The organism is Pedobacter sp. AC212 (assembly GCF_979258625.1).
Map to the genome: position 1 here is coordinate 1095450 of NZ_OZ409870.1, position 25422 is coordinate 1120871.

Sequence of the window (25422 nt, forward strand, 5' to 3'; positions counted from 1 at the left end):
TTATCGATCAAAAACATAAGGCTAGCACATCTTTATGTTTGATTTTTTTAACTTAACCAAATAATAATAAAAAGATATGGCTGCAGAAATTACAAGGGTATTCGACCTCCTACGATATAACCTGGAAGATCCGAAGCAAGAGTTTATCAATGGAAAAATTAATGGCAATTGGGTTAATTACAGTACTGCAGATTTTTCTGCTACTGTAGACAATTTAAGTCGTGGATTAATTAATCTTGGTATTGCAAAGGGTGGAAGGGTTGCGGTAATGTCTCATAATAGACCAGAATGGAATATTGCCGATTTTGCAGCTAATCAAATTGGGGCCTACCAGATCCCGCTTTATCCTACTTTAGCAGAACACGATATTCAGTTTATTTTAAAGGATGCAGAAATTTCGATAGTATTTGTATCAGATGGTGATTTATATAAAAAAATAAAGCCATGTGCAGATGCCATTAACCCAGATATAAAAATTTTCAGTTTTAGCGATGTTGAAGGCGTTAAATCATGGAAAACGCTTATTGCTGATGGGGAAAACAGCCAGGCAATTAACCTCGACGAATATAGATCAAAAGTAGAACCTGAAGATATATTAACACTCATTTATACATCAGGGACGACGGGCACCCCGAAAGGAGTAATGTTGACGCACCATAATCTGGTGGCCAACTTTGTAAATTCATCTGTCGTGATGCCAGAAGGTGTAAATAAGAGTTTGAGCTTTTTACCGCTTTCGCACATATTCGAACGCATGATTATTTATTTGTACTTATATAATAGAACAAGTATTTATTATGCCGAAAGCATGGATACCATAGTTGCCGATATTCAACATGTAAAACCAAATGCATTTTCAACCGTACCCCGTTTGCTTGAGAAAGTTTATGATAAAATAATGGAGAAAGGGAAATCGCTTACTGGTATTAAGAAGGGGATTTTCTTTTGGTCGGTAGCGTTGGCCGAAAAATATACCACAGACGCAAGTGCATGGTATAATTTGAAATTGGGCATTGCCAGGAAATTGGTTTTTAAGAAATGGCAGGAGGCGCTTGGTGGAGAGATCGTGGTAATTGTTTCTGGTGGCGCCGCTTTAAATCCGCGTTTGGCCCGGATCTTCTGGGCTGCTGGGATGCCTGTTTTCGAAGGCTATGGTTTAACCGAAACTTCGCCTGTAATTACGGTAAATCATTTTGGCGGTACCATGTTCGGCACTGTTGGGGAGGTGATTAAGGGTGTTGAGGTGAAAATCGCTTCGGATGGCGAGGTGCTAACCCGTGGCCATCAGGTGATGAAAGGTTATTATAATCGCCCCGATTTAACAGAAGAAGCTATTGACCAGGACGGATGGTTCCATACTGGCGATATTGGCGAGTTAGTGGATGGTCGTTTTCTCAAAATTACCGATCGTAAAAAGGAAATGTTTAAAACCGCTGGTGGAAAATATGTTGCACCTCAAATGTTGGAAAACAAATATAAGGAGTCGATTTTTATTGAGCAGATTATGGTTTTGGGTGAGAATAAAAAATTTCCATCTGCGTTAATTGTTCCTAACTTCGAAACATTAAAAACCTGGGCAGGCAAAAAAGGAATCGCTTTTACTACAAATGAAGAGATTATAAAAAACGATCAGGTTTTAGCAAAATACAATGAGGTAATTGAGGCTGCCAGCGTAGATTTTGGCAAGTGGGAGCAAGTGAAAAGATTTGCTTTACTTCCAAAAGAATGGAGTATTGATGGCGGCGAGTTAACGCCAAAACTAAGCTTGAAACGAAAAGTTATTACCGAAAAAAATGCCAATATCATCGAAAAAATATATAAAGATGCAGAGAACTATAAAGCGCCTAACTAAACTTAAAATTAGTTCAACACTAATCGTATTAGTCATTGTTTTTGCCAGCTGTGTAAGCGGTCAGCTCGGGAAAAACAACAGCGGGGAATTTAAAAATGGGATGGTTGTTACGGCACATCCCGAAGCATCAAAAGTTGGTATTGATATTTTAAAAAAAGGCGGCAACGCTGTTGATGCGGCTGTTGCTGTTCAATTTGCGTTAGCTGTAGTGTATCCAAATGCTGGAAACATTGGTGGTGGCGGCTTTATGGTTTATCGTTCTGCAAAGGGCGAAGTGAATGCACTGGATTTTCGCGAGAAAGCGGCTTCATCAGCAAGCAGAGACATGTACTTAGATTCTGCAGGGAATCCAATTGTTGATAAAAGCTTATTCGGGCATTTAGCCGCAGGGGTTCCGGGTTCGGTTGCCGGTATGGTAGAGGCTCATCAAAAATATGGTAAACTTTCCTGGAAAGAGGTTGTTCAGCCAGCAATTGATTTGGCAGAGAATGGTTTCAAAATTACCAAGCGCCAATCCGCTGAACTGAACGGCTTGCACCGAAAATTGATGGATATTAATATTAACGGAACTGCTTTGGTTAACCTGGAAAGCACCTGGCAAGAGAACAGTTTATTAGTGCAAACCGAATTAGCGAATACTTTAAAGCTTATTCAACAAAAAGGTAAGGCAGGCTTTTATGAAGGAGCGGTTGCTGATTCTATCGTGGCAGAAATGCAGCGTGGAAAAGGCTTAATTACCAAAGAAGATTTAAAAAACTACCGGGCGGTTTGGCGCAAACCTATAATAGGGAGTTATCGGGGTTATAAAATTATTACAATGCCGCCAACTTCTAGCGGTGGCATAGCGCTTATTCAATTGCTACAATCGGTTGAGCCATTTCCATTGAAAAAATGGGGACATAACTCAGATTCAACAGTACAGGTTATTGTTGAAGCAGAAAGAAGAGTGTATGCTGACAGGGCCACCCATCTTGGCGATCCGGATTTTTATAGCGTTCCTCAGAAAGAATTGTTAGATCCTGTTTACAATAAACGAAGAATGGCGAACCTTAATTGGGCCGCCGCAATACCTAGCGATCAAATTTTAGCCGGAGTAATCAAAGGTAAAGAAAGCGAAGAAACCACGCATTTTTCTATTGTGGATCATGAAGGAAATGCAGTTTCGATAACAACAACCTTAAACGGCTCTTATGGATCCTTGGTTGTGGTTAAAGGTGGTGGCTTTTTATTGAATAATGAAATGGATGATTTCTCGGTTAAGCCAGGAGCGCCAAATATGTATGGTTTGGTGGGTGGCGAAGCCAATGCTATTGCACCAAATAAACGGATGTTAAGCTCTATGACTCCAACTATTGTAGAAAAAGAGGGAAAACTTTTCATGGTTGTGGGTACCCCAGGTGGATCTACGATCATTACTTCTGTTTTTCAAACCATCATTAATGTAGTCGATTTTGACATGAATATGCAAGCTGCTGTTGCTGCTAAAAAATTTCACCATCAATGGCTGCCAGATGAAGTTTATGTAGAAAAGGATGCAATAGATAGTTTATCAACACAAAAGTTGGAAGCTAAAGGCTATAAAATCATCAACCGTGGTGCAATTGGAAGGGTCGATGCTATTTTAAGAACCAAATGGGGCGCTTACCAAGCGGGTGCAGATCCACGGGGAGATGATACCGCTCTGGGTTACTAAGTGTTAAAGTGGATAAGTATTTTTTAAATTTTCTCTTTTTGGTATAGCAATTGTGTATGCTGGGCAACGCATATCAACGTTATATTAAAAAATATGAAATCAAATTTAATCAAGTCCCTACCGGTTGTATTAGCCGGATTATTTGCAGGTACTGTAGCAATGGCTCAGGAACCAGCAACATCCACGTCTCAGTTCAGAACTTGGTCTATTGGTGTTAATGCTGGTGCATTGACTCCGCTATCGCCATTGGGTGGAAAAAATGATTTTAGTAATAACAAAACCAGTTTTGGTTATGGTCTTTACATCAAAAAACAATTCACGCCGTATTTCTCATTGCGTTTAGATGGAGTAAGAGGTAAATTAAAGGCTGATAATTCAGAGCCTTTTGAAAGTGGATTGGTAAATAGTTCTCCGGTAACAGCATTTGAAACTCAATTAGAGTATTCAGGAAGTTTAAATGCAGTTGTGAATATGTTCAATATTGATATGTTCAAAAAAGAAAACGCATTGCAATTATATACTTCAGTTGGTGCTGGTTTAGCTGGTTACAAACCAACTATTACTACTGCAGCAGGAACAACTGAATTTGCTGGTGGTAAAACAATCAAAGAATTAATCATCCCTGTAGGTGTTGGTGCAAAATTCAAAGTATCTGATGGAATTAATATCGATTTAGGTTGGACAATCAACTATGTTGACGGAGATAATCTTGATGGATTACACAGAGGCCCGGCTAATGATAAATACAACTATGGTTACGCTGGTTTAGAATTTGCATTGGGTACTGGAAAACAATTGGCTTTCCACAACCCAGTAGCTGCAACTTATGATGAGGCATTGGCTGCAAAAAATACAGCAAATGCTTTGAAATCTGATTTAGATGCTCAAAAAGCTGAAAATGCAAAATTACGTTCAGAAATGAATGATCTGTTAAAAGATACAGATGGTGATGGTGTTGCTGATAAATTAGATAAATGCCCAGGTACTCCTGCTGGTACTGTTGTTGATGGTTCTGGTTGTCCGTTAGTGGCTCCGAAACCACAAGTAACAATAGTTACTGAAGAAGATCGTAAAGTAGTTAATGAAGCGATTAAAAACTTAGAATTCGATTTAGGTAAAGCAACTATCCGCTCTAAATCTTATGCTTCGTTAAACAGAGTAGCAGCTTTATTAGTAGAGAAAAACTTCAGCTTAAAATTAGCAGGTCATACTGATAACACTGGATCTAAAGAATTAAACTTACGTTTATCTAAAGAAAGAGCAGAATCTGTAAAAGCTTATTTAGTTTCTCAAGGTGCAAATGCATCTCGTATCGAAGCTACTGGCTACGGAATGGGTCAACCAATTGCAACTAACAAAACTGCAGCTGGTCGTCAACAAAACCGTCGTGTAGAGTTTACTTTATACTAGTAGGTAAATAAATTTTTGAGAGCCTCCGATGAAAATCGGGGGCTTTTTTTATGACAAAAAATTTTCAATTTCCCTATTGGAATAATAAAATACATTCATTAGCTTTGTTATGCAAGCATAATAAATTATTAAAATGAAACAACAGCAAACAATAGATTATCACGTGAAGTTTGCATGGCAAAACATGTTTAACAAGTATAATCAAATGGCCTCTACTTTTGGCATAACACAGGCTATTGGTTATATGCTGATAAACATAAATGATGAAGAGGGTACTGCCGTTTCCAATTTGGCTGCCTTGCTTGGCGTAAAAGCGACCAGCCTTTCCAGAATGTTAAATAATATGGAAGAAGCTAAGCTTATTTACCGCGAAACCTCCATAGGCGATAAACGTTCGGTGAAGGTTTTTTTAACCGATTTCGGAAAAGAAAAGAAGCACCTGGCAAAAGGGGTTGTGCGAAAATTTAATGAATATTTGGATGAACACTTCTCTAAAAAAGAGAAAGAAACATTCATTAATCTGTTAATAAAACTTAATGATATTACGGTAGCATATACTGTTGATTAAATATATTTTGTGATGAAACCTGCTTTGCATGAGTTTACCAATGGGCTCAGGTTTTGAAGTAGGTTCCATCAGACCAAAAGAAAAATAAATAATGACTGATGAACCGTCACTGATAAAATGCTAAAATTTTATCAGTGTAAGCTCCATCAGACAAATAATATAATAGACAAAAACTGATGAAACGAAGCATTAATAAAGTTGCTGTTTTAGGTTCGGGGATTATGGGTTCGCGTATTGCATGCCATTTTGCCAATATTGGGGTTGAGGTTTTACTTTTAGATATCGCCCCAAAAGAACTTACTCCAGAAGAACAGGCAAAAGGACTGACGTTAGACAAACCAGTGGTAAAAAACCGGATTGTTAATACGGCTTTGCAAACGGCTGTCAAAACAAATCCATCGCCGGTTTATTCTAAAAAAGTATTGAATAAAATTAAAACCGGGAATTTCGAAGATGATATGTCGAAAATTGCTGGCTTTGATTGGGTAATTGAAGTAGTTGTTGAAAATCTTGATATCAAGAAAAAAGTTTTCGAGCAGGTAGAGCAATTTCGCAAACCAGGTACATTAATTACCTCGAATACTTCCGGTATCCCCATTCATTTAATGGCCGATGGCAGAAGCGATGATTTTAAAGCACATTTCTGTGGAACACACTTTTTCAATCCGCCGCGTTATTTAAAGCTATTGGAAATTATTCCAACGCCGTATACCAAACCGGAAATAGTTGATTTCTTAATGCATTATGGCGATAAATTTTTAGGTAAAACCACCGTTTTATGTAAAGATACGCCAGCCTTTATTGCCAATAGAGTTGGAGTATATTCAATTATGGCCTTATTGCATTTGGTCGAAAAATTGGATTTAACAGTCGAAGAGGTAGATAAATTTACCGGTCCAGCTTTGGGTAGACCAAAATCGGCTACCTTCCGTACTTCTGATGTGGTTGGTTTGGATACCATGATTAAAGTAGCCAAAGGACTTTACGATAATTGTCCTGATGATAAAGCACATGAGTTATTTAAACTTCCTGACTATGTTAAAAAGATGGAGGAGAACAAATGGCTTGGCGATAAAACCAAACAGGGTTTCTATAAAAAAACTAAAGCTGCCGACGGCAAAACCGAAATCCTTGCCTTGGATTTGAAAACTTTAGAATACAAACCTCAGCAAAAAGTTAAATCGGCTACATTAGAAATGACCAAGCCAGTTGAAAATCTTCGCGAACGCATGAAGATTTTTGCGAAAGGAAAAGATAAGGCAGGCGAGTTATTCCGTCATTCTTCATTTGGATTATTTGAGTACGTATCTGATAGGATTCCGGAAATTTCTGATGAATTGTACCGCATTGATGATGCGATGCGTGCAGGTTTTGGTTGGGAGCTTGGACCTTTTGAGCTTTGGGATGCGGTAGGTTTGAAAGAAGCAATTGAGGGAATGGAGCAATATGGAAATAAAGCTGCCGCTTGGGTTCAAGAAATGCTTGATGCAGGAAATACTTCTTTTTATAAGGTAGAAAGCGGCGTTAAAAAATACTATGATATTCCAACAAAATCTTACAAAGCCTTACCAGGAACGGATGAATTTATCATTTTAGATAACATCCGCGAGAATAAAACACTTTGGAAAAATTCTGGCGTTTCTATCATTGATTTAGGTGATGGCATTTTAAATGTAGAATTCCATACCAAAATGAATACCATCGGTGGCGATGTAATCTCAGGAATTAACAAAGCCATTGATATGGCAGAGAAAGATTATCGTGGTTTAGTAATCGGTAATGATGGTGCAAACTTTTCTGCTGGCGCAAATGTGGGGATGATTTTCATGATGGCGGTAGAGCAGGAATGGGATGAGTTGAATATGGCTATCCGAATGTTCCAGAACACTTCGATGCGTATTCGTTACTCTTCCATCCCGGTTGTGGTTGCACCACACAATTTAACCTTGGGTGGTGGCTGCGAGTTTAGCTTACATGCCGATCATGTTCAATTGTCAGCAGAAACTTATATGGGCTTGGTGGAGTTTGGTGTCGGCGTTATTCCCGGTGGCGGCGGAACAAAAGAGTTTGCGCTGCGGGCATCGGATGAATATAAAGACGACCAGATTGTTCAAAATGCATTGAAAGATCGTTTCTTAACCATTGGTATGGCTAAAGTATCGACTTCAGGTTATGAAGCCTACGAGTTGGGCTATTTGCAAAAGGATAAATTCTCAATTTCGATGAACCGCAACCGTTTACTGGCCGATGCTAAAGCAAAAGCGATTGAACTGGCAGATGCAGGTTATACCAAACCTGTTCAGCGGACAGATATTAAAGTGTTGGGAAAACAAGGTTTAGGAATTGTGTATGCGGGAGCAAATAGCATGTACGCCGGTCATTTTATTTCTGAACATGATAAAAAAATCTCCGAAAAATTAGGTTACGTCATGTGTGGTGGCGATTTATCCTCCCCAACAGAAGTAAGCGAACAATATTTATTGGATTTGGAAAGAGAGGCATTTTTATCTCTTGCAGGAGAAAGAAAATCATTGGAAAGAATTCAGTCGATTATAACAAAAGGGAAACCGTTAAGGAATTAACAAATAGATGGGAGATTTGCTTAGCCACTTCGTCATTGCGAGGTACGAAGCAATCTTACAACTAAGGGTTTTCTATAGCATTAAGATTGCTTCGTGCCTCGCAATGACGGCAATAGTAAGGGAAGTGCGTATAATAAAAAGATAATATTGGCGGATAGCCATCAAAATACTCGATAAAATGGAAGCATATATTATAGCCGGATATCGCACAGCAGTGGGTAAAGCACCCCGAGGCGTATTCCGTTTTACCAGAGCTGATGATTTAGCAGCTGAAGTGATAAGCGCTTTAGTGGCATCGGTTCCAAATTTAGATAAAGAACAAATTGACGATGTAATTGTGGGTAACGCCACGCCCGAAGCGGAACAAGGCTTAAATATTGGCCGGATGATTTCACTAATGGGTTTGAATACGGACAAGGTTCCGGGTGTTACCGTAAATCGATATTGCGCATCTGGTTTAGAAACAATTGCCACTGCAGTAGCGAAAATTAAAGCCGGAATGGCTGATTGTATTATCGCTGGTGGGGTAGAAGTAATGAGTGGAATGCCGTTTGGAGGTTGGAAACTCGTTCCAAATCCAGAGGTTGCGAAAAACAATCCCGATTGGTATTGGGGAATGGGACTAACTGCCGAAGCCGTTGCGAAAGAATACAATGTGAGTCGCGAAGACCAGGATGCATTTTCCTTGAAATCTCATGAGAAAGCTATTCATGCCATAAAAAACGGTTATTTAAAAGATGGCGTTTTGCCAATTACGGTTAACGAAAATTATTTGGATGAGAACCTTAAAAAGAAAACGCGTTCTTATGTCGTGGATACTGATGAAGGTCCGCGAGCAGATACCACGTTAGAGAAACTGGCAAAATTAAAGCCTGTTTTTGATGCTGTAGGAAGTGTAACCGCTGGTAATTCGTCACAAACATCTGATGGCGCAGCCTTTGTTCTCGTTGTTTCTGAAAAAAAAATGAAGGAACTTAATGTTGAACCAATAGCAAGATTAGTAAGTTATGGCATCGCTGGAGTTCCACCAAGAATTATGGGAATTGGTCCAATTGAGGCCATCCCAAAAGCATTAAAACAAGCAGGTTTAAAACAAGATGATATCGATCTAATTGAACTGAACGAAGCTTTTGCATCGCAGTCTCTAGCCATCATCAGAACACTCGATTTAAATCCAGATATCATTAACGTAAACGGTGGAGCCATTGCATTGGGTCACCCTCTGGGTTGTACAGGTGCAAAACTTTCGGTGCAAATGATGAATGAGCTGAAAAGACAAGACAAGAAATATGGCATGGTTACCATGTGCGTTGGTACAGGACAAGGAGCAGCAGGAATTTTTGAGATGTTATAGGAGATTGACTTAGGCACATCGTCATTGCGAGGCACGAAGCAATCTCACTCGCGAATTGGATTGCTTCGTGCCTCGCAATGACGACCGTGTTAGGCAAAATGAAAAAATAAAAATTAAGCGATTTTCAATGTGTCGCTACTAGATACTACAAAGATGGAAACAACTGAAAAGAAAACAATTAAAGGCGGCGAATTCTTAATTAAAGAAACGGCTTACCAGGATGTATTTATTCCTGAAGAATTTGATGAAGAGCAACAAATGATTGCGCAAACTTGTCGCGATTTTCTGGAAGCTGAGGTTTATCCAAACTTAGATAAAATTGATAAACAGGAAGATCCTGAATTAATGCCAACGCTTTTAACAAAAGCTGGCGAATTGGGTATTCTTGGGGTTTCTGTCCCGGAAGAATATGGGGGCTTTGGCAAAAATTTTAATACCTCTATGTTAGTTGCTGATGTCGTTGGCGCTGGTCACTCTTTTGCAGTAGCACTGTCAGCACACACCGGAATTGGTACATTGCCTATCCTTTATTATGGAAACGAAGAACAGAAAGCGAAATATATTCCTAAACTAGGCTCTGGTGAATGGAAAGCAGCTTACTGCTTAACAGAACCGAATTCGGGCTCGGATGCAAACTCCGGAAAAACAAAAGCCAAGTTGAGCGATGATGGCAAACATTACATCATTAACGGGCAAAAGATGTGGATTACCAACGGGGGTTTCGCAGATATCTTTATCGTTTTTGCCAAAATTGATGATGATAAAAACCTAACTGCTTTTATTGTGGAGAAAGATTTCGGTGGCATCACCATGAATCCAGAGGAGCATAAAATGGGTATCAAGGGTTCTTCTACGCGTCAGGTTTTCTTTAACGATTGCCTTGTTCCGGTTGAAAATATGTTAAGCGAGCGGGAGAATGGTTTCAAAATCGCGGTTAACATTTTAAATATCGGTCGCATAAAATTATCAGCGGCAGCAATTGGTGCATCAAAAGCAACTTTAAATACGGCCATTAACTATTCAAATGAACGTAGCCAATTTGGTCGCCCGATTTCGAAATACGGTGCCATTCGCTTTAAGATTGCAGAAATTGCTTCGAAACTTTACGCGGTTGATGCAGCTAATTATCGTGCCGGACAAAACATTGATGACACCTATGAGCAATTGGTTGCTGGCGGAATGGAATCTGGAAAGGCCAGGTTAAAATCGGTAGAACAGTTTGCTGTTGAGTGTGCCATTTTAAAAGTTTGGGGTTCCGAAGCATTGGATTATACGGTAGACGAGGGGGTTCAAATTTATGGAGGAATGGGTTTTAGTGCCGATGCACCAATGGATAGAGCCTACCGTGATGCCCGTATCAACAGAATTTTTGAAGGTACGAACGAGATTAACCGTTTGTTAACGGTTGATATGATGCTGAAAAGAGCCATGAAAGGTGAGCTTGATCTGATGACACCGGCCACGGCGGTTGCTGCAGAGTTAATGAGCATTCCAGATTTTGGCGAAGAAGACACCACATTATTTGCTGCTGAGAAAAAAGTTCTTGCCAATCTGAAAAAAGCTACCTTGATGGTTGCGGGTGCTGCGGTTCAAAAATTAATGATGTCTTTGAGCAAGGAGCAGGAAATTTTAATGAATATCGCAGATATGGCGAGTTATGTTTATGTTTTCGAGTCCGCTTTATTGAGAACCGAAAAACTGGCTGCTACAAAAGGTGAAGCCGCAATTAATGGTCAGCTGGATTTATTGAGAATATATATGGTTGAAGCTGTTGATGGTATTGCCAAAGCTGGTAAAGAAGCGCTTTGGGCTTTCGCAGAAGGCGATGAACAGCGCATGATGCTGGTTGGCTTACGTCGTTTCACCAAAGTTGAACCTTTTAATGTTAAAGATGCCCGTCAAAGAGTTGCACAGCAATTGATTGAGGCGAATAAGTATATTTTTTAAGTGGTATGTTATAGGTTGTAAGTTATAAGTTTGGATGTCGATAAGTCGAGTGGTAATAGATTTAGTTTTGCTTGTTCATAAATTCTACTTATAACCTATAACCTACAACTTTTGATTTGAATGTTAAATTTGGTTAAAAATTGTAGCATCCGTATTAAAAGCTTATTTTTGCGGATGATGCTAAAATTCAAGTATATATTATTATTGCTTTGCGTTGTTGGGTTCTTCGCTGCATGTAAAAAAGATGAGGCGGTAGAGGATTACGATCCACTACCTCAGTTTAAAGCCGATACTGCTGCAATTGGCGCTTTCGTAAAGGCAAATAACATATCAGGGATAAAAGATCCTTCAGGTATATTTTACCAAATTATTGCACCTGGTTCGGGTAGTATTACTTACACCACTTCAACGCAGATTACTGCAGATTATGAAGGCAAACTGCTCAACGGCACACTTTTCGACAGTTCAAAAGGTACTCCAATAAAATTTTCGTTAGGTGGCGTAATTACAGGCTGGCAGTTCGGTATTCCTAAAATACAAAAAGGTGGTAAAATCAGATTGATTATCCCATCATATTATGCATATGGAACAAGATCTCCATCATCTTTAGTTCCAGCTAATTCTATCCTCGATTTCAATATAACACTTACAGACGTTACAAACTAAATGAATAAATTTACCAAACTAAGTTTCTTAACTTGTTTACTGACTGTTGTTTTCCTTTCTGCATGTAAGAAAGAGTATGAAACTATTCAGGCTACAGAGAGTGCAACAATAGCTTCATACATATCAAAAAATAACTTAAGTGCTGTAATGTTGCCCGATCCGGATAAATCAGGATTCTTTTATCAGGTAACTTCACCTGGAACAGGCAATAATTTTAAAAATCCAGATTCAGTTCTTTATAACTTAACGGTTAAGTCTTTATCTACAGGGTCTACATACTTACAGTCTCCACTATTATCGAACTTAGGCACGTTTGTAGGTTATACCGATCAGTTTTATAATTCATCACTAGTTACAACTTCAAATCCACAGGGTTTTTATTCTATTCCTGCGATAAGAACTGCTTTATTGGCGCTAAAGCCTGGTGGAGTGGCAAGAATACTTTTGCCTTCTTATTTGGCTTTTGGAAGAAACGGTGCTGGAAATATTCCATCAAACGAAATTGTCGATTTAATAGTGACAACCTATCCTTACCAAAAGCAGGCATTATTAGATGACAACCGCATTACAACTTTTTTAACTTCTAAAGGGCTTACTGCAACGAAAGATCCTAGTGGAATTTATTACATTGTAAATACTTTAGGAACAGGAGAGGCTGTTAATGGTATTGGAAGTACAGTCAACGTTAAATATACAGGAAGAACATTAGATGGCGCTGTATTTGATTCATCTGCAGATGGTCTCTCACTTACACTATCCGGTTTGGTATCGGGTTGGCAAATTATGATTCCAAAATTTAAAGTTGGAACCAAGTTCAGAATGATTTTGCCATCGGCATATGCTTATGGTCGTTCAGGATTTAATACTATTTCCCCGAATACGTCTTTAGATTTTGATATTGAAATCGTTAGCGTTACCAATTAAGATAACGCTTCTTTAAATACTTTAAGCACTCTTTCTCGTGCAAATGTATGCTCAACTATTGGTTGGGCATATTTTTTTGTCCCATATTCTGGCACCCATTTTTTAATGTACTCAAATTTTGGATCAAATCTTTTGGTTTGCAATTCAGGATTAAAAACGCGGAAATACGGCGCAGCATCATTTCCTGAGCCCGCAGCCCATTGCCAACCACCAACGTTGCTGGCCATTTCATAATCAAGAAGCTTTTCGGCGAAATAATTTTCACCCCAGCGCCAATCGATTAATAAATGTTTCGATAAAAAACTTGCTACAACCATCCTCACACGGTTATGCATAAACCCAGTTTCATTGAGCTGTCGCATTCCGGCGTCCACTATCGGATAACCCGTGTTTCCTTCGCACCAAGCTTTAAATTCTGTTTCGTTATTGCGCCATTTTATTTTATCGTACTGCTTTTTAAAAGAATCATTGGCAGCATACGGGAAATGCCAGAGGATCATCATGTAGAACTCTCTCCAGGCTAATTCAGATAACCAAACATTTGATTTTGCCTCTACAGCATCTTTTACGGCCTTACGAATACTTACAGTACCAAATCTTAGGTGCAAACCAATTCTGGTTGTACTTTCCATAGCAGGGAAATCTCGTTCCTCTGCGTAGTCATCCAGTTTATTTTTGTAATTAATTTTTGGGAATTCCTGGTTACTCGCTTTGAATCCCATTTCTTTTAGTGTGGGCAGCACTAAATGTTCGGTCTGAAAAAGGTTTTTGAAGTACTTTTTTGTTGGATAAGCCTTAAAATAAAAATCATCGAGCTTTGCCTGCCACTGTTTATAATAGGGCGTAAATACGGTGTATGGAGTTTTATCGCCTTTTAAAATTTCATCTTTCTCAAATATCACCTGATCTTTAAAGGTTCTAAAAGCGATTTCTTCACTGGTTAAAAATTCTGCCAAATTATCATCGCGTTCACGGGCATAAGGTTCGTAATCATGATTGGTATAAACCTCCTCAACCTTATAATCTTTTAAAATTTGAGGCCAGATTTTTTCTGGAGTTCCGTACTTCACTAATAAGTCTGATCCGTGTTGTTGTAGTTCTTTTTTTAAACTTTCGATAGTTTGAAAAATGAAAGTAACCCGGGCATCATCTTCAGATAATTTATCTAAAATGTTTTTATCGAATATAAAGAGCGCAAGTGCAGGTGTGCCATTATTTAAGGCGTGATAAAGGCCTGCGTTATCTTCTAGTCTCAAATCGCGGCGGAACCAAAAAATGGTGATGGGTGTCTTCATTTAAGAATATGCTTTGAGGGCTTAAAATAAGATTATTTATGATAGAGACTGGTAAGTGCTTCATCTAAATCTGTAAATTTAAACTTGAAGCCAGCATCCAGGATTTTTTGAGCTGATGTGTTATTGCTCATCAAAACCGCTTCTGCTCGTTCGCCCAACAACAATTCTATTACTTTTTTCGGAACCTTTATTGGCCAAAAAGGGCGGTTCAAATGTTTCGAAATGGCTTTGGTTAAACCAATGTTGGTTACGGGAAATGGAGCACAGGCATTGTATGAATCTTCCATTTTAACATTTTCCAAGGCGTAAACATACATGGCAACCATGTCATCAATATGCAGCCAGGGCGTCCACTGTTTACCAGTTCCTAAAGCCGAACCTACAAAAAGCTTGATAGGTTTATCCAATTGTGGTAGTGCACCGCCCTCATTGCTTAAAACGATTCCAGTTCTAAGTTTAACAATGCGTAAGCTCAGTTTCTTGCCTTTATTAACAGCATCTTCCCAAAGTTTGCAACATTCAGCTAAAAAGCCATAACCATTGACACTGTTTTCGGTCAAAATTTCATCTCCGCAATCGCCATAAAAGCCCACCGCCGATGCTGAAATAAATGATTTTATTTGATGATCAGATTTGTTTTGAATGGTTTGATAAAGTAATTCCGTTGATTTTACCCGACTATCAATAATCTGTTTTTTGCGCTCATCAGTCCATTTTTTTTCTGCTACGGGTTCGCCGGCCAAATGAATAATTGACTCTACACCTTCTATACATCTGGAATCGATTGTTCCTTTGTAAACGTCCCACACGAAATTATTCGGATCGGAACTCTTTTTTCGGGATAGCGTATTTACCTCGTATCCTTTATTCAAAAGCTGGGTTTTGAGTTCCTTGCCCACAAGTCCAGTTGCTCCAGTTATCAGAATCTTTTTTGCCATGTGTGTAAAACACCAAAGATACAAAAGGGTTTGTTTTTAGTAGGAAGTCCGGAGTTTAGAGTTGGGGGTTTGGAGGTCCAACCGCAAGTCCGTCATCCTCGCGTATGCGGGGATCTTACAACGATCGAGCGCTACTCTCGTGCTTTAAGATTCCCAATTAAATTGGGAATGACGGAACCGAACTAATTTCGTTAAGTCCGTCATCCTTGCATAAGTGGGGATCTTAATGCCGAAAATAAATCTACAACCCTGCAATTATCCTATTTTTTGGTGCCTTAACAGAATAGCTTAGCTTAATGGTTTTGGTTTCATTTGGCGCAATTGTCAATTGCCATGAAAGCATTCCTGTTTCTTTATTAACTTCTGCGCCGTTGCTTTCCAATAATTCAATTTCAATATCACTTTCAGAAGATAACGGATATTGGTCTTTCAATGTTAGATCAATCGCCTCCTTCTTAGTATTCCTAATCTTGATTAAATACGTGAAAAGTTGTTTTCTGTTCGACCCAATAAATTTAGTGCTACTAAAATCTTCCTGTTTTTCTTTAGTGATGATAATTTTTTTATCCTTCCCCATACTCAAACTCAGCGTATCCAAAATATTCGCAGGGTTGATAAATGATTTTCCGGTGTAGGTGCCTTCAAAAATAATATTGGCATTTCCCGCTTGAAGATTCAACTTCTCCCAATCAATAACATCAGCCAGTAAAAAGGCGTCGGCACTTAATTTTGGTGCTGCGTAATATTTGTATTTAGCAGGTACCTCATATTCTTTAAATGAAACCGTATGTGGTTTGTTGTCACTATTTACATCATATGGAATATCAATATCAAAGGTAACCCCAAGTTGAGTTTCGTTAACCGATGTGTAGTTGTTGATAGTTGATACAGCTGCTTCTGACTTTTTTGCATTCGAATAATCAGTTACGACCACTTCATAAAGGCTTTTTTCCTCTCTCATAATTGGGGAGGCCATGCCTCTGATCCGTATTTGTGGTTGATTGGTAGATACAAACCACGGACTTAGATTAGGTGCAGTGATATTATAATTAGGATTTCCGGTTGATAAGGAAAGCTTTACTTTCTTCCAATCCAAACCTGTACTTTGTGTAATCGCAGCCTTATAGACTATGCCAAGTGGTTTTGCTGTACTCATCGACTTAATATCATAACTGGCTAACCAGTTTGCAGCCGGGCTTACATATGACACGTTATAGCTGGCTTCGGCACTATCTTTAGACATTAACTGTAAAACAAGTTGTCCTAATTGTTGATTTGGGCTGTTTCTTAATTCTGCAATTTGTTGTTGCAAAGCAGTAAGTTTTTGATTTTGTTTTTCTTCAGTTAATGCCAGCGCAGAAATAGCCGCCCTCACTTCAGCACTTTTAGTACGGTAATATTCGGCTAATTTAATCAACTCTGATACGTTCGTGCCGTTGTTTGTACCGCCCGATTTTCGGTTTTCATCCAATAAAACTAAAGTTTGTTCTTCTATAGTTTTTGCATTTTTAATTTTAGTCAACTCTCCGGAAACGATTTTCAAACTATCATTCAATTTTTTAATCTCTGGGTTAGCTGCATCAGTATTCAAAAAATCTTTGTTGAATTGCACCGCCAAAATCGTTACGCCCGCAGTTACCCCAACCTGAATAGAATTTTCATTCACCCGTCCAGATATATTGTTGATTACAATTTCCGATGTTCCGGCTGGAAGACTCACTTTGCCTGAATGCGTGAGTTGCGCACCGTTATTGTATACCGTTACACTTTGTAAAATGGCTTTAGTTTTAATTTGTTGTTGAGCAAAAGCAGCAAAAGGAAATAATAGTGCAATTAGGATTCGTTTCATTTTTTTCTTATTATGTATTAGAAATGGATGCTGAATACAGGATGTACGATTTTCTATTTTTCCATAACGGTAATTTTTGTTGAGTATTTGTAAAGAAAATTCGTGGTTTTTGATGCCGACAAAAAATAAGATAAATTTGTGATTACGTTCTTAACACCCTTTTCGAAATATTAAGATGTCCAAAAAAATTTTAGTCTGGTTTAGAAATGATCTCCGTTTGCATGATAATGAAATGCTGGTGGAGGCTATTGCTAAGTCTGATTCGATTTTGCCAGTTTATATTTTAGATCACCGTCAATTTGGTGAAACTAAATATGACACACTTAAAACTGGCAACATTCGGGCTCAATTCATTTTAGAAAGTGTTTTAGGACTTCGCTCTTCACTAAAACAAATTGGTGGCAACCTTTTAATAGCTGAAGGAAACCCAGAGGACATCATTCCTCAATTGGTTCAGGAATATGAAATTACCGAAGTGTATCATCATCGCGAAGTAGCGAGAGAAGAAACCCATGTTTCTACTTTAGTAGAAAATGCCCTTTGGAAATTACGTGTCAACCTGAAACATTTCATCGGCCATACTTTATATAATAAAGAAGATCTTCCTTTTCCAATCAAAGATATTCCCGATGCTTTTAATCAATTCAAAAAGAAAATTGAACGTGACTCGATTATTAAGCCGTGTATACCAGCGCCAGATCGGATCAATGTTGCCGAAGTTATCGATTGGGGAACACTTTTATCATTAGAAGAACTGAATCTGCTTCCACAAGAGAAAGATCAACGTGCTGATTTTGAGTTTGCCGGTGGCGAAGCTGAAGGATTAGCGCATCTTCAAAAAGTGACTGTGGCTATGCAACAAGCTGCTACTTCTAAAAACTTAATTCTTGCTTCAAAGCTTTCCGCATGGCTGGCCATGGGTTGTTTATCACCTAGAAAGGTATATTGGGAAATAAAAAAAATGGAAGGAATGCCCAATACAAAAGCCATGTTCAATCATGTTTTGTTAGGATTACTTTGGCGGGATTATTTCCGTTTTATGTTCAAAAAATACGGTAACACCTTCTTTAACCCGAATGGTTTTGGTAGCCAGGGTTTAGTTGATGTTGAAAATGAACAGGAGAATTTTACGAAATGGAAAAACGGTCAGACTGGTTTTGCAGTTGTTGATGCAGTGATGACAGAGCTTAACCAGACTGGATTTATTTCAAATATTGCACGACAAACAGCCGCACTTTATTTAATAAATAATTTAGAAGTGAGCTGGGTTTTTGGTGCGGCATATTTTGAAGAGAAACTAATCGATTATAATCCTGCGAGTAATTGGGGCAATTGGGCAAATGTTGCCGGCGTTGGAAACGATCAAAAATCGAAAAGCGTTTTTGATCTCGATAAAAACATCAAAAATCTTGATCCGAAAGGGAATTATGCTTTAACCTGGGCCTCGTAGCTAATTATGCATTTTGAAGCATTGTTTTCCAATCGAATTATTTTATCATTCCTTCATTTCGCTAATTCTCTCATTCACTAATTAATTATTGGCTTGCCTTTTGCTTAACCATGAGCAGTAATTATTTTAATTCCTTGCGATATAAATTCGCCTGAAAGTCAGAATGTTTCTAAATATATTTTTTTGTGCAATTAATCCAGTTTTTTACCATTTATATAAGGTAAAATTCTAATTTTGTAATGCTTATAGTAAACAGTAAATAATGGGTAGTTTATCATATCTTAGTGGCGAAAACGCCGAATATATAGATTCTTTATATCAGTCGTATCAGCAAGATCCTGAATCAGTTGAGTTTGGTTGGCAAAAGTTTTTTGAGGGTTTTGATTTCGGAAGAGGTTCTGAAGCCCCAACGGTTACAGCCGAAACTCCGGAACAATTTTTAAAAGAAGTTAGTGTTTTAAATTTGATTGATGGTTACAGAACCCGCGGTCACTTGTTTACACATACCAATCCTGTTCGCGAAAGACGCAAACACCAACCTACATTAGACCTTGCAAATTTCGGTTTATCTGATGCAGATTTAGAAACGGTTTTTAACTCAGGTGTTGAAATTGGTATCGGTGCTGCCAAACTGAAAGATATTGTTGCTTTCTTAAAACAGACTTATACAAGCTCAATCGGAGCAGAATATAAATTTTTACGTACGCCTGAAGTGTTGAACTGGATTCAACAGAAAATGGAAAGTGCACGTAATACGCCTAATTTTTCAATTGACGAAAAAAAACGCATTCTTAGAAAATTAAATGAAGCAGTAAGTTTCGAGAATTTCTTAGGTACAAAATTTTTAGGTCAGAAACGTTTCTCTTTAGAAGGTGCAGAGGCTTTGATTCCAGCATTAGATTCGGTAATCGAAAAAGGTGCTGAATTAGGAATTGAGGAGTTTGTAATCGGTATGGCGCACCGCGGTCGTTTGAACGTGCTGGCTAATATTATGCAAAAAACTTATAAAGATATTTTTGCTGAATTTGAAGGCAAAAGCTACAACCCAGAAACTCCTTTTGGTGGCGATGTAAAATATCACTTAGGTTATTCTACTGATGTAACTACGGTTGCAGGCAAAAGCGTTCACTTAAGTCTTTGCCCAAATCCATCTCACTTAGAAACTGTAGATGGTGTTGTAGAAGGCATGAGTCGTTCGAAAATCGATTTCAAATACGGTGGCGATAACTCTCGTTTAGCACCGATTTTGATTCACGGAGATGCTTCAGTTGCCGGTCAGGGTATTGTTTACGAAGTAATTCAAATGGCAGGCCTTGAAGGTTATAAAACCGGTGGAACCATCCATCTGGTGATTAATAACCAAATCGGTTTTACCACAAATTATAAAGATGCCCGTACAAGTACTTACTGTACCGACATTGCAAAAGTTACTTTATCGCCAGTTTTCCATGTAAATGGAGATGATCCTGAAGCTTTGGTTTATGCAATTAACCTGGCAATGGAATATCGTCAGAAATATAAAAATGATGTTTTTATCGATATTTTATGTTATCGTCGTTTCGGTCACAATGAATCTGATGAGCCGAAATTCACACAACCGTTACTTTACAAAACAATTGAAAAACACCCTAATCCAAGGGAAATTTATATCGAGCAACTTACTAAAGAAGGCAAGTTAGAAGCGGGTTTAGCGAAAGAATTGGAAAAAGATTTCCGTGGTATTTTGCAGGAACGCTTAAACGAAGCGAAAGAATATGTTGCTGGAAACGCTGAGATCAAATTTGGTGGTGCCTGGGCCGATTTACGTATGGCTACTCCTAAAGATTTCTTAACATCGCCGGTTACGGCAGTTAAAAAATCTACCTTGCTAGAAATTGGGAAGCGCATTACCACTTTACCATCAAATAAAAAGTTCTTCAAAAAAATTGAAAAATTATTTTCGGAACGGACCAAAATGGTTAACGAAACTAATATTTTCGATTGGGCAATGGGCGAGCAGTTGGCTTATGGTACTTTGTTATCAGAAGGCAAACGGGTTCGTTTAAGTGGTCAGGATGTTGAGCGTGGTACTTTCTCACACCGTCATGCGGTTTTAACATTGGAAGATAGCGAAGAAGAATATGTACCATTAGCTAATATTTCAGATCAGCAGGCAACATTTGATATTTACAATTCACACTTATCAGAATATGGTGTATTAGGATTTGAATATGGTTATGCTATGGCCAATCCGAATGCATTAACCATTTGGGAAGCACAGTTTGGAGATTTCTTTAACGGAGCACAAATTGTTGTCGATCAATATATCGCCAGTGCGGAAACAAAATGGCAACGCGAAAACGGTTTGGTAATGTTATTGCCTCATGGTTATGAAGGTCAGGGACCAGAACACTCTTCGGCACGTATCGAACGTTTTATGGAGCTTTGTGCAGATTATAATATGCAAGTAGCAAATTGTACAACACCTGCAAACTTCTTCCACGTTTTACGCCGCCAGTTTAAACGCGATTTCCGTAAACCATTAGTTGTATTTACACCTAAGAGTTTGTTACGTCACCCTGCTTGTGTATCGAAACTTGAGGAATTTACAGAGGGCGGTTTTAAAGAAGTAATAGATGATGTAAACGTTAAAGTTGCGGAGGTAACCAGAATCGTTTTCTGTAGTGGAAAAATCTATTACGAATTATTAGAAAAACAACAGGCTGATCAGGTTAAACATGTGGCAATAGTTCGTGTAGAACAATTATATCCTACACCTATTGATCAAATGGAAGCTATTAAGAAAAAATATAAAAATGCCAATGAAATTTTCTGGGTTCAGGAAGAACCAGAGAACATGGGTGCCTGGCCATATTTATTCCGCAGATTATATAAAACTGAATTGAAAGGTATTGATGTAATTTCTAGAAAAGAAAGTAGCAGTACTGCAACAGGTTTTGCTAAACAACATGCCAACCAGCAGGCTTATATTTTAGCTAAAGCTTTAGAACTTCCGATTAAAAAAGAAGAAGTTAAAGAAGCGGCAAAAAAAGCGAGCAAAAAGATGGCAGAAGCCGATTAATTTGAGGTAAAGGATTGCAGGGTTTAACGTAGAGGGTTTAGCATCTAAAACATTTCAACTTTGCAATCTTAAACATATAACAACAAAAATTACAATTTTAAAAATATGAGTTTAGAGATAAAGGTTCCACCAGTTGGTGAGTCGATAACCGAAGTTGTTTTATCACGTTGGATAAAAAACGATGGCGATGTTGTTGAAATGGATGAAGTTATTGCTGAATTAGAATCAGACAAGGCTACTTTCGAATTAACCGCAGAACAAGCTGGAACTTTAAAAACCATAGCTGCTGAAGGCGATACTTTAGCTATTGGCGCAGTAGTTTGTAAAATTGAAGATGGTGGCGCAGCTCCTGCGAAGGCAGAGGCTCCAAAAGCAGAAGATAAAGCCGTTGTAGCTGAAGATAAAACATCAGCACCTGTTGCTGAGAAAGCATCTGGCGAGAGCTATGCTACTGGAACCCCGTCTCCTGCAGCTGGAAAAATTCTTGCTGAAAAAGGTATTGATGCTGGTGCTGTTAAAGGTACAGGTGTTGATGGTCGCATTACCAAAGATGATGCTGTAAAAGCAGAAGCTGGTAAAAAACCAGAGGCTCCTAAAGCTAGTGCCCCTGTTGCAGCTGCAGCTCCGGCAGGCGCTCGTGACGAACGTCGTGAGAAGATGTCGCCACTGCGTAAAACAGTAGCGAAACGCTTGGTTTCGGTTAAAAATGAAACTGCAATGTTAACCACTTTCAACGAGGTTAATATGAAGCCGATTATGGATCTACGCGGAAAATATAAAGATTCCTTTAAAGAAAAATATGGTGTAGGTTTAGGTTTCATGAGCTTTTTTACCAAAGCGGTTACAGAAGCGCTGAAAGATTTTCCAGCAGTTAATGCTCGCATTGATGGTGAAGAAATTGTTTATAATAACTTCGCTGATGTTTCTATAGCAGTTTCAGCGCCGAAAGGTTTAGTTGTTCCTGTAATTCGTAATGCTGAAAGTATGAGCTTAGCAGAGATTGAAAAATCTGTTTTAGCTTTAGCACTCAAAGCCCGCGATGGCAAATTAACGATCGAAGAAATGACAGGTGGAACTTTCACCATTACTAATGGTGGTGTATTTGGTTCAATGATGTCTACACCAATCATCAACGCACCACAATCTGCAATTTTAGGTATGCACAACATTATTGAGCGCCCTATTGCCGAAAAAGGTGAGGTGGTTATTCGTCCGATGATGTACGTTGCTTTATCATACGATCACAGAATTATTGACGGACGTGAGTCTGTTGGTTTCTTAGTTCGTGTTAAACAATTATTAGAAGATCCAGCGAGATTGTTGTTAGGCGTTTAAATCGCTAATATTATTCTTTTAAAATATAAAGCCTTGACATTTTGTTGAGGCTTTTTTGATTTCCAACAAATTCGTCATTGTGAGGCACGAAGCATTGATTATAATACTTTTGTTAGCCGTCTCGTCATGCTGAATTTAGTTCAGCATCTTTAATGCTAAGCCGCTTTGCCCTTAAGACCCTGAAATAAATTCAGGGTGACGACCGTTTATGTATGATGGCAAATGAGGTTTCTTAACAGGAGGGTTGTTAATGAATTAATGTAATCGATATATTTGAAAATGCATTTAACGTTCAATCTGAAATTCCTGCTCATATTCATCGGAATATTTATTGTCGAAATTTTAATTGCAAAATACTTGCACGACGCTTACATACGGCCTTTCGGTGGCGATGTATTGGTGGTAGTTTTGATCTATGCTTTCCTGATGATATTTCTCAAAACAAACTATAAGAAGCTTGCTTTAGGTGTGTTAATTTTCTCTTTCGTTATCGAATTCTTGCAACTCTTTCATTATGTAAATTGGTTGGGCTTACAGGATAACAAGTTTTGGAGTGTAGTATTAGGAACTTATTTTAGCGTGTATGATTTGCTCGCTTACTTTGTTGGTTACTTGATTTGTTTGTTGTTTGGGGATTGAGGTTATTGATTTGGTCGTCATTTAGACCGCAGTGGAGAAATCTTTTAATACGCAAGCTTCATTAGAAGGATTTCTCCATTCCGCCGTGCTTCAGTCGAAATGACGAATAGGGGAGTAACTATATCTCCAACTTCAAAAGTTCCTCATAAGCATCTCCTTTTAGCGCTAACAATTTAGCAAATGCAGGTTCTGTTTTGTAACCCTGTCTTTTTAATTCAATAATTCGGGTTCTAAAATCCTCCCCTAGTTCTTGAAGTATTTTATGCTGAACGAGCATATGGCGATAAGCATTTTGTAGTTCGGTAGGAATATTTTGACCAAAAATTTCAAATTCAAAATCATTAATAAAGAAGTTTGCTTTCACTGACTGTAGCTTCTGATTTTCAGAAATGATGAAGCCTTTCATATAATGAAAATGATGCACCAACTTCTTCCTAAATTCTTCTCTATCCTTAGCATAACAAATGATATCTAAATCGCTTTTCTCTATGTCGATGTTGATAGGAATCGTGCCAACCAAAATCGGATTGTATTGAGCAAGCTTTTCCAAAATGGCATGATCAGTTATAACCTGATAGGCTTTTTGCTGCTTGTCGTTTCCAAGTTTCAGGTAAGATATATCAAGAAAGTTTATCATTTTTAATCAGCGCTTTGCTACTCATAACGGGGCATTGGACAAAAAAGCCCATCTCAATTAAGAATTGGGCTTATAAATATTTAAAGTTATCAACTTTAATAGCGCTATCGCTAAAAAGTTGACGACTTTGAAATACTAATCTTCAACAATCTCACTATTAATCCCCACTTCATCTTTAACATCTTCTTTAAAGTAGTTTTTCTGGAAGATAAGGATCAGTATTACCCCGACTGAAATTGCAGCATCAGCAAGGTTAAAAACGGGTCTGAAAAATACAAATTCATCACCGCCCCAAATAGGTATCCAGCTTGGAAAATGACCTGTTAATAGAGGAAAGTAAAACATATCTACAACATTTCCGTGAAGAAACGAAGAATATCCATCGGATGAAAATTTAGCGAGACCTTCGTATCTGGAGTAATCATTAAATGAAGCATTGTAAACCATTCCTTTATCGAATATTGCGCCATAAAATACACAATCGATAATGTTGCCCAATGCGCCAACGAAAATTAAGGAGACGTTTAATATCAATCCTCTATGATACTTTTTCTTGATCAGATAATGTAAGCCGTAACCGATTCCGCCAACGGCAATAATTCTAAAGATTGATAAAGCTAATTTACCGAATTCGCCACCAAACTCCATTCCGAATGCCATTCCAGGATTTTCAGTAAAATGCAAGCCAGATTTTCCAAAAAATATAATCTCCTGGCCAATCTCCATATTGGTTTTTACCCAAATTTTAAGCGCTTGGTCAGCAAGTAAAACTAAAAAGATAACTAATAAAGGTTTTGTATAGCCTTTCATTAACTTTGCTTTAATTTAGCTTCCATGCTTAAAGTAGCATGTGGAACCGCACGTAAACGTTCTTTCTGAATTAATTTCCCAGTCTCGCGGCAAATGCCATAAGTTTTGTTTTCGATACGCACCAATGCATTCTCCAAATTGTCGATAAATTTTTTCTGGCGGGCAGCTAATTGATTGATTTGCTCTTTTTCCATGGTTGCCGAACCATCTTCTAAAGTTTTGTAAGCACCTGAAGTATCTTCCGTTCCATTAGCGTTAGGGTTACTTAATGATGATGTTAATGCATTAAGTTCTTCTTTCGCAATGCGTAATTTATCTTGAATCAGTTCTTTAAATTCTTGAAGTTCACTGTCTGAGTAGCGTGTTTTGTTACTGTTTTCCATTTTTTTAATTTAGTTTTCTAAGATATGGA

Annotated in this window: 19 protein-coding genes; 13 read left to right on the plus strand and 6 right to left on the minus strand. The window is 38.2% G+C overall.

Features of this window, described 5'->3' with window-relative positions; all coding sequences use genetic code 11:
* Window positions 1-76: 76 nt before the first annotated feature.
* The 9 genes from ACZZZC_RS04745 (at window position 77) to ACZZZC_RS04785 (ending at window position 12996) form a co-directional block, all read left to right on the plus strand.
* Window positions 77-1852 (plus strand): AMP-dependent synthetase/ligase, encoded by a 1776-nt coding sequence (locus ACZZZC_RS04745; protein ID WP_463485057.1) that lies wholly within the window; start codon window positions 77-79, stop codon window positions 1850-1852.
* Window positions 1824-3545 carry a gamma-glutamyltransferase gene (gene ggt, locus ACZZZC_RS04750; protein WP_463486658.1) on the plus strand — a complete coding sequence of 574 codons (1722 nt, stop codon included), beginning with the start codon at window positions 1824-1826 and terminating at the stop codon, window positions 3543-3545. Before ACZZZC_RS04745 ends, ggt begins: the two co-directional genes overlap by 29 nt.
* Before the next feature lie 93 nt (window positions 3546-3638).
* Window positions 3639-4955, plus strand: a complete 1317-nt coding sequence (locus ACZZZC_RS04755) for an OmpA family protein (protein ID WP_056848430.1) — start codon at window positions 3639-3641, stop codon at window positions 4953-4955.
* 133 nt (window positions 4956-5088) lie between these two features.
* Window positions 5089-5523, plus strand: a complete 435-nt coding sequence (locus tag ACZZZC_RS04760) for a MarR family winged helix-turn-helix transcriptional regulator (protein ID WP_056848431.1) — start codon at window positions 5089-5091, stop codon at window positions 5521-5523.
* A gap of 176 nt (window positions 5524-5699) precedes the next feature.
* Window positions 5700-8105, plus strand: a complete 2406-nt coding sequence (locus ACZZZC_RS04765; protein WP_463485059.1) for a 3-hydroxyacyl-CoA dehydrogenase NAD-binding domain-containing protein — start codon at window positions 5700-5702, stop codon at window positions 8103-8105.
* A gap of 178 nt (window positions 8106-8283) precedes the next feature.
* On the plus strand, window positions 8284-9459 hold the full coding sequence (locus tag ACZZZC_RS04770) for an acetyl-CoA C-acyltransferase (protein WP_463485060.1): 1176 nt from the start codon (window positions 8284-8286) through the stop codon (window positions 9457-9459).
* A gap of 153 nt (window positions 9460-9612) precedes the next feature.
* Complete coding sequence (locus tag ACZZZC_RS04775; RefSeq protein WP_463485061.1) at window positions 9613-11406, plus strand: acyl-CoA dehydrogenase family protein; 1794 nt, start codon at window positions 9613-9615, stop codon at window positions 11404-11406.
* A 174-nt stretch (window positions 11407-11580) separates the two neighbouring features.
* Entirely contained in the window at window positions 11581-12072 is a 492-nt protein-coding gene (locus ACZZZC_RS04780; protein WP_265798401.1) for an FKBP-type peptidyl-prolyl cis-trans isomerase, read from the plus strand.
* Window positions 12073-12996 (plus strand): FKBP-type peptidyl-prolyl cis-trans isomerase, encoded by a 924-nt coding sequence (locus tag ACZZZC_RS04785; protein ID WP_463485062.1) that lies wholly within the window; start codon window positions 12073-12075, stop codon window positions 12994-12996.
* Here ACZZZC_RS04785 and ACZZZC_RS04790 read toward each other — a convergent pair.
* The 3 genes from ACZZZC_RS04790 to ACZZZC_RS04800 form a co-directional block, all read right to left on the minus strand.
* Window positions 12993-14291, minus strand: coding sequence for a cryptochrome/photolyase family protein (locus ACZZZC_RS04790; protein WP_463485063.1), 1299 nt, complete (start codon window positions 14289-14291; stop codon window positions 12993-12995). The genes ACZZZC_RS04785 and ACZZZC_RS04790 overlap by 4 nt on opposite strands.
* A gap of 32 nt (window positions 14292-14323) precedes the next feature.
* On the minus strand, window positions 14324-15229 hold the full coding sequence (locus tag ACZZZC_RS04795) for a TIGR01777 family oxidoreductase (RefSeq protein WP_463485064.1): 906 nt from the start codon (window positions 15227-15229) through the stop codon (window positions 14324-14326).
* Window positions 15230-15470: 241 nt separating this feature from the next.
* A complete protein-coding gene (locus ACZZZC_RS04800) occupies window positions 15471-17078 on the minus strand; it encodes a DUF4139 domain-containing protein (protein WP_463485065.1) in 1608 nt (535 codons plus the stop codon).
* Window positions 17079-17253: 175 nt separating this feature from the next.
* Here ACZZZC_RS04800 and ACZZZC_RS04805 point away from each other — a divergent pair, with 175 nt between their 5' ends.
* From ACZZZC_RS04805 to ACZZZC_RS04820, 4 genes are all read left to right on the plus strand, one after another.
* The gene (locus ACZZZC_RS04805) at window positions 17254-18528 is read left to right on the plus strand and encodes a DASH family cryptochrome (RefSeq protein ID WP_463485066.1); all 1275 of its coding nucleotides are present in this window, start codon (window positions 17254-17256) and stop codon (window positions 18526-18528) included.
* Window positions 18529-18790: 262 nt separating this feature from the next.
* Entirely contained in the window at window positions 18791-21589 is a 2799-nt protein-coding gene (locus ACZZZC_RS04810; protein ID WP_463485067.1) for a 2-oxoglutarate dehydrogenase E1 component, read from the plus strand.
* A gap of 105 nt (window positions 21590-21694) precedes the next feature.
* Window positions 21695-22924 carry a 2-oxoglutarate dehydrogenase complex dihydrolipoyllysine-residue succinyltransferase gene (odhB, locus tag ACZZZC_RS04815; RefSeq protein ID WP_056848445.1) on the plus strand — a complete coding sequence of 410 codons (1230 nt, stop codon included), beginning with the start codon at window positions 21695-21697 and terminating at the stop codon, window positions 22922-22924.
* A 279-nt stretch (window positions 22925-23203) separates the two neighbouring features.
* Window positions 23204-23563 carry a ribosomal maturation YjgA family protein gene (locus ACZZZC_RS04820; protein ID WP_463485068.1) on the plus strand — a complete coding sequence of 120 codons (360 nt, stop codon included), beginning with the start codon at window positions 23204-23206 and terminating at the stop codon, window positions 23561-23563.
* A 118-nt stretch (window positions 23564-23681) separates the two neighbouring features.
* Here ACZZZC_RS04820 and ACZZZC_RS04825 read toward each other — a convergent pair whose 3' ends face one another.
* The 3 genes from ACZZZC_RS04825 to ACZZZC_RS04835 form a co-directional block, all read right to left on the minus strand.
* Window positions 23682-24200, minus strand: coding sequence for a DUF4269 domain-containing protein (locus ACZZZC_RS04825; RefSeq protein WP_463486659.1), 519 nt, complete (start codon window positions 24198-24200; stop codon window positions 23682-23684).
* A 135-nt stretch (window positions 24201-24335) separates the two neighbouring features.
* Complete coding sequence (locus ACZZZC_RS04830; protein ID WP_463485070.1) at window positions 24336-25010, minus strand: lipoprotein signal peptidase; 675 nt, start codon at window positions 25008-25010, stop codon at window positions 24336-24338.
* Complete coding sequence (locus ACZZZC_RS04835) at window positions 25010-25393, minus strand: TraR/DksA family transcriptional regulator (RefSeq protein WP_056087634.1); 384 nt, start codon at window positions 25391-25393, stop codon at window positions 25010-25012. Before ACZZZC_RS04835 ends, ACZZZC_RS04830 begins: the two co-directional genes overlap by 1 nt.
* Between the last annotated feature and the right edge of the window lie 29 nt (window positions 25394-25422).

What these genes read in the sequence shown, in the direction of transcription:
- ACZZZC_RS04745 (WP_463485057.1), top strand. Translation starts at nt 77, where the DNA reads ATGGCTGCAGAAATTACAAGGGTATTCGACCTCCTACGATATAACCTG.
- ggt (WP_463486658.1), top strand. Translation starts at nt 1,824, where the DNA reads ATGCAGAGAACTATAAAGCGCCTAACTAAACTTAAAATTAGTTCAACA.
- ACZZZC_RS04755 (WP_056848430.1), top strand. Translation starts at nt 3,639, where the DNA reads ATGAAATCAAATTTAATCAAGTCCCTACCGGTTGTATTAGCCGGATTA.
- ACZZZC_RS04760 (WP_056848431.1), top strand. Translation starts at nt 5,089, where the DNA reads ATGAAACAACAGCAAACAATAGATTATCACGTGAAGTTTGCATGGCAA.
- ACZZZC_RS04765 (WP_463485059.1), top strand. Translation starts at nt 5,700, where the DNA reads ATGAAACGAAGCATTAATAAAGTTGCTGTTTTAGGTTCGGGGATTATG.
- ACZZZC_RS04770 (WP_463485060.1), top strand. Translation starts at nt 8,284, where the DNA reads ATGGAAGCATATATTATAGCCGGATATCGCACAGCAGTGGGTAAAGCA.
- ACZZZC_RS04775 (WP_463485061.1), top strand. Translation starts at nt 9,613, where the DNA reads ATGGAAACAACTGAAAAGAAAACAATTAAAGGCGGCGAATTCTTAATT.
- ACZZZC_RS04780 (WP_265798401.1), top strand. Translation starts at nt 11,581, where the DNA reads ATGATGCTAAAATTCAAGTATATATTATTATTGCTTTGCGTTGTTGGG.
- ACZZZC_RS04785 (WP_463485062.1), top strand. Translation starts at nt 12,073, where the DNA reads ATGAATAAATTTACCAAACTAAGTTTCTTAACTTGTTTACTGACTGTT.
- ACZZZC_RS04790 (WP_463485063.1), bottom strand. Translation starts at nt 14,291, where the DNA reads ATGAAGACACCCATCACCATTTTTTGGTTCCGCCGCGATTTGAGACTA.
- ACZZZC_RS04795 (WP_463485064.1), bottom strand. Translation starts at nt 15,229, where the DNA reads ATGGCAAAAAAGATTCTGATAACTGGAGCAACTGGACTTGTGGGCAAG.
- ACZZZC_RS04800 (WP_463485065.1), bottom strand. Translation starts at nt 17,078, where the DNA reads ATGAAACGAATCCTAATTGCACTATTATTTCCTTTTGCTGCTTTTGCT.
- ACZZZC_RS04805 (WP_463485066.1), top strand. Translation starts at nt 17,254, where the DNA reads ATGTCCAAAAAAATTTTAGTCTGGTTTAGAAATGATCTCCGTTTGCAT.
- ACZZZC_RS04810 (WP_463485067.1), top strand. Translation starts at nt 18,791, where the DNA reads ATGGGTAGTTTATCATATCTTAGTGGCGAAAACGCCGAATATATAGAT.
- odhB (WP_056848445.1), top strand. Translation starts at nt 21,695, where the DNA reads ATGAGTTTAGAGATAAAGGTTCCACCAGTTGGTGAGTCGATAACCGAA.
- ACZZZC_RS04820 (WP_463485068.1), top strand. Translation starts at nt 23,204, where the DNA reads ATGCATTTAACGTTCAATCTGAAATTCCTGCTCATATTCATCGGAATA.
- ACZZZC_RS04825 (WP_463486659.1), bottom strand. Translation starts at nt 24,200, where the DNA reads ATGATAAACTTTCTTGATATATCTTACCTGAAACTTGGAAACGACAAG.
- ACZZZC_RS04830 (WP_463485070.1), bottom strand. Translation starts at nt 25,010, where the DNA reads ATGAAAGGCTATACAAAACCTTTATTAGTTATCTTTTTAGTTTTACTT.
- ACZZZC_RS04835 (WP_056087634.1), bottom strand. Translation starts at nt 25,393, where the DNA reads ATGGAAAACAGTAACAAAACACGCTACTCAGACAGTGAACTTCAAGAA.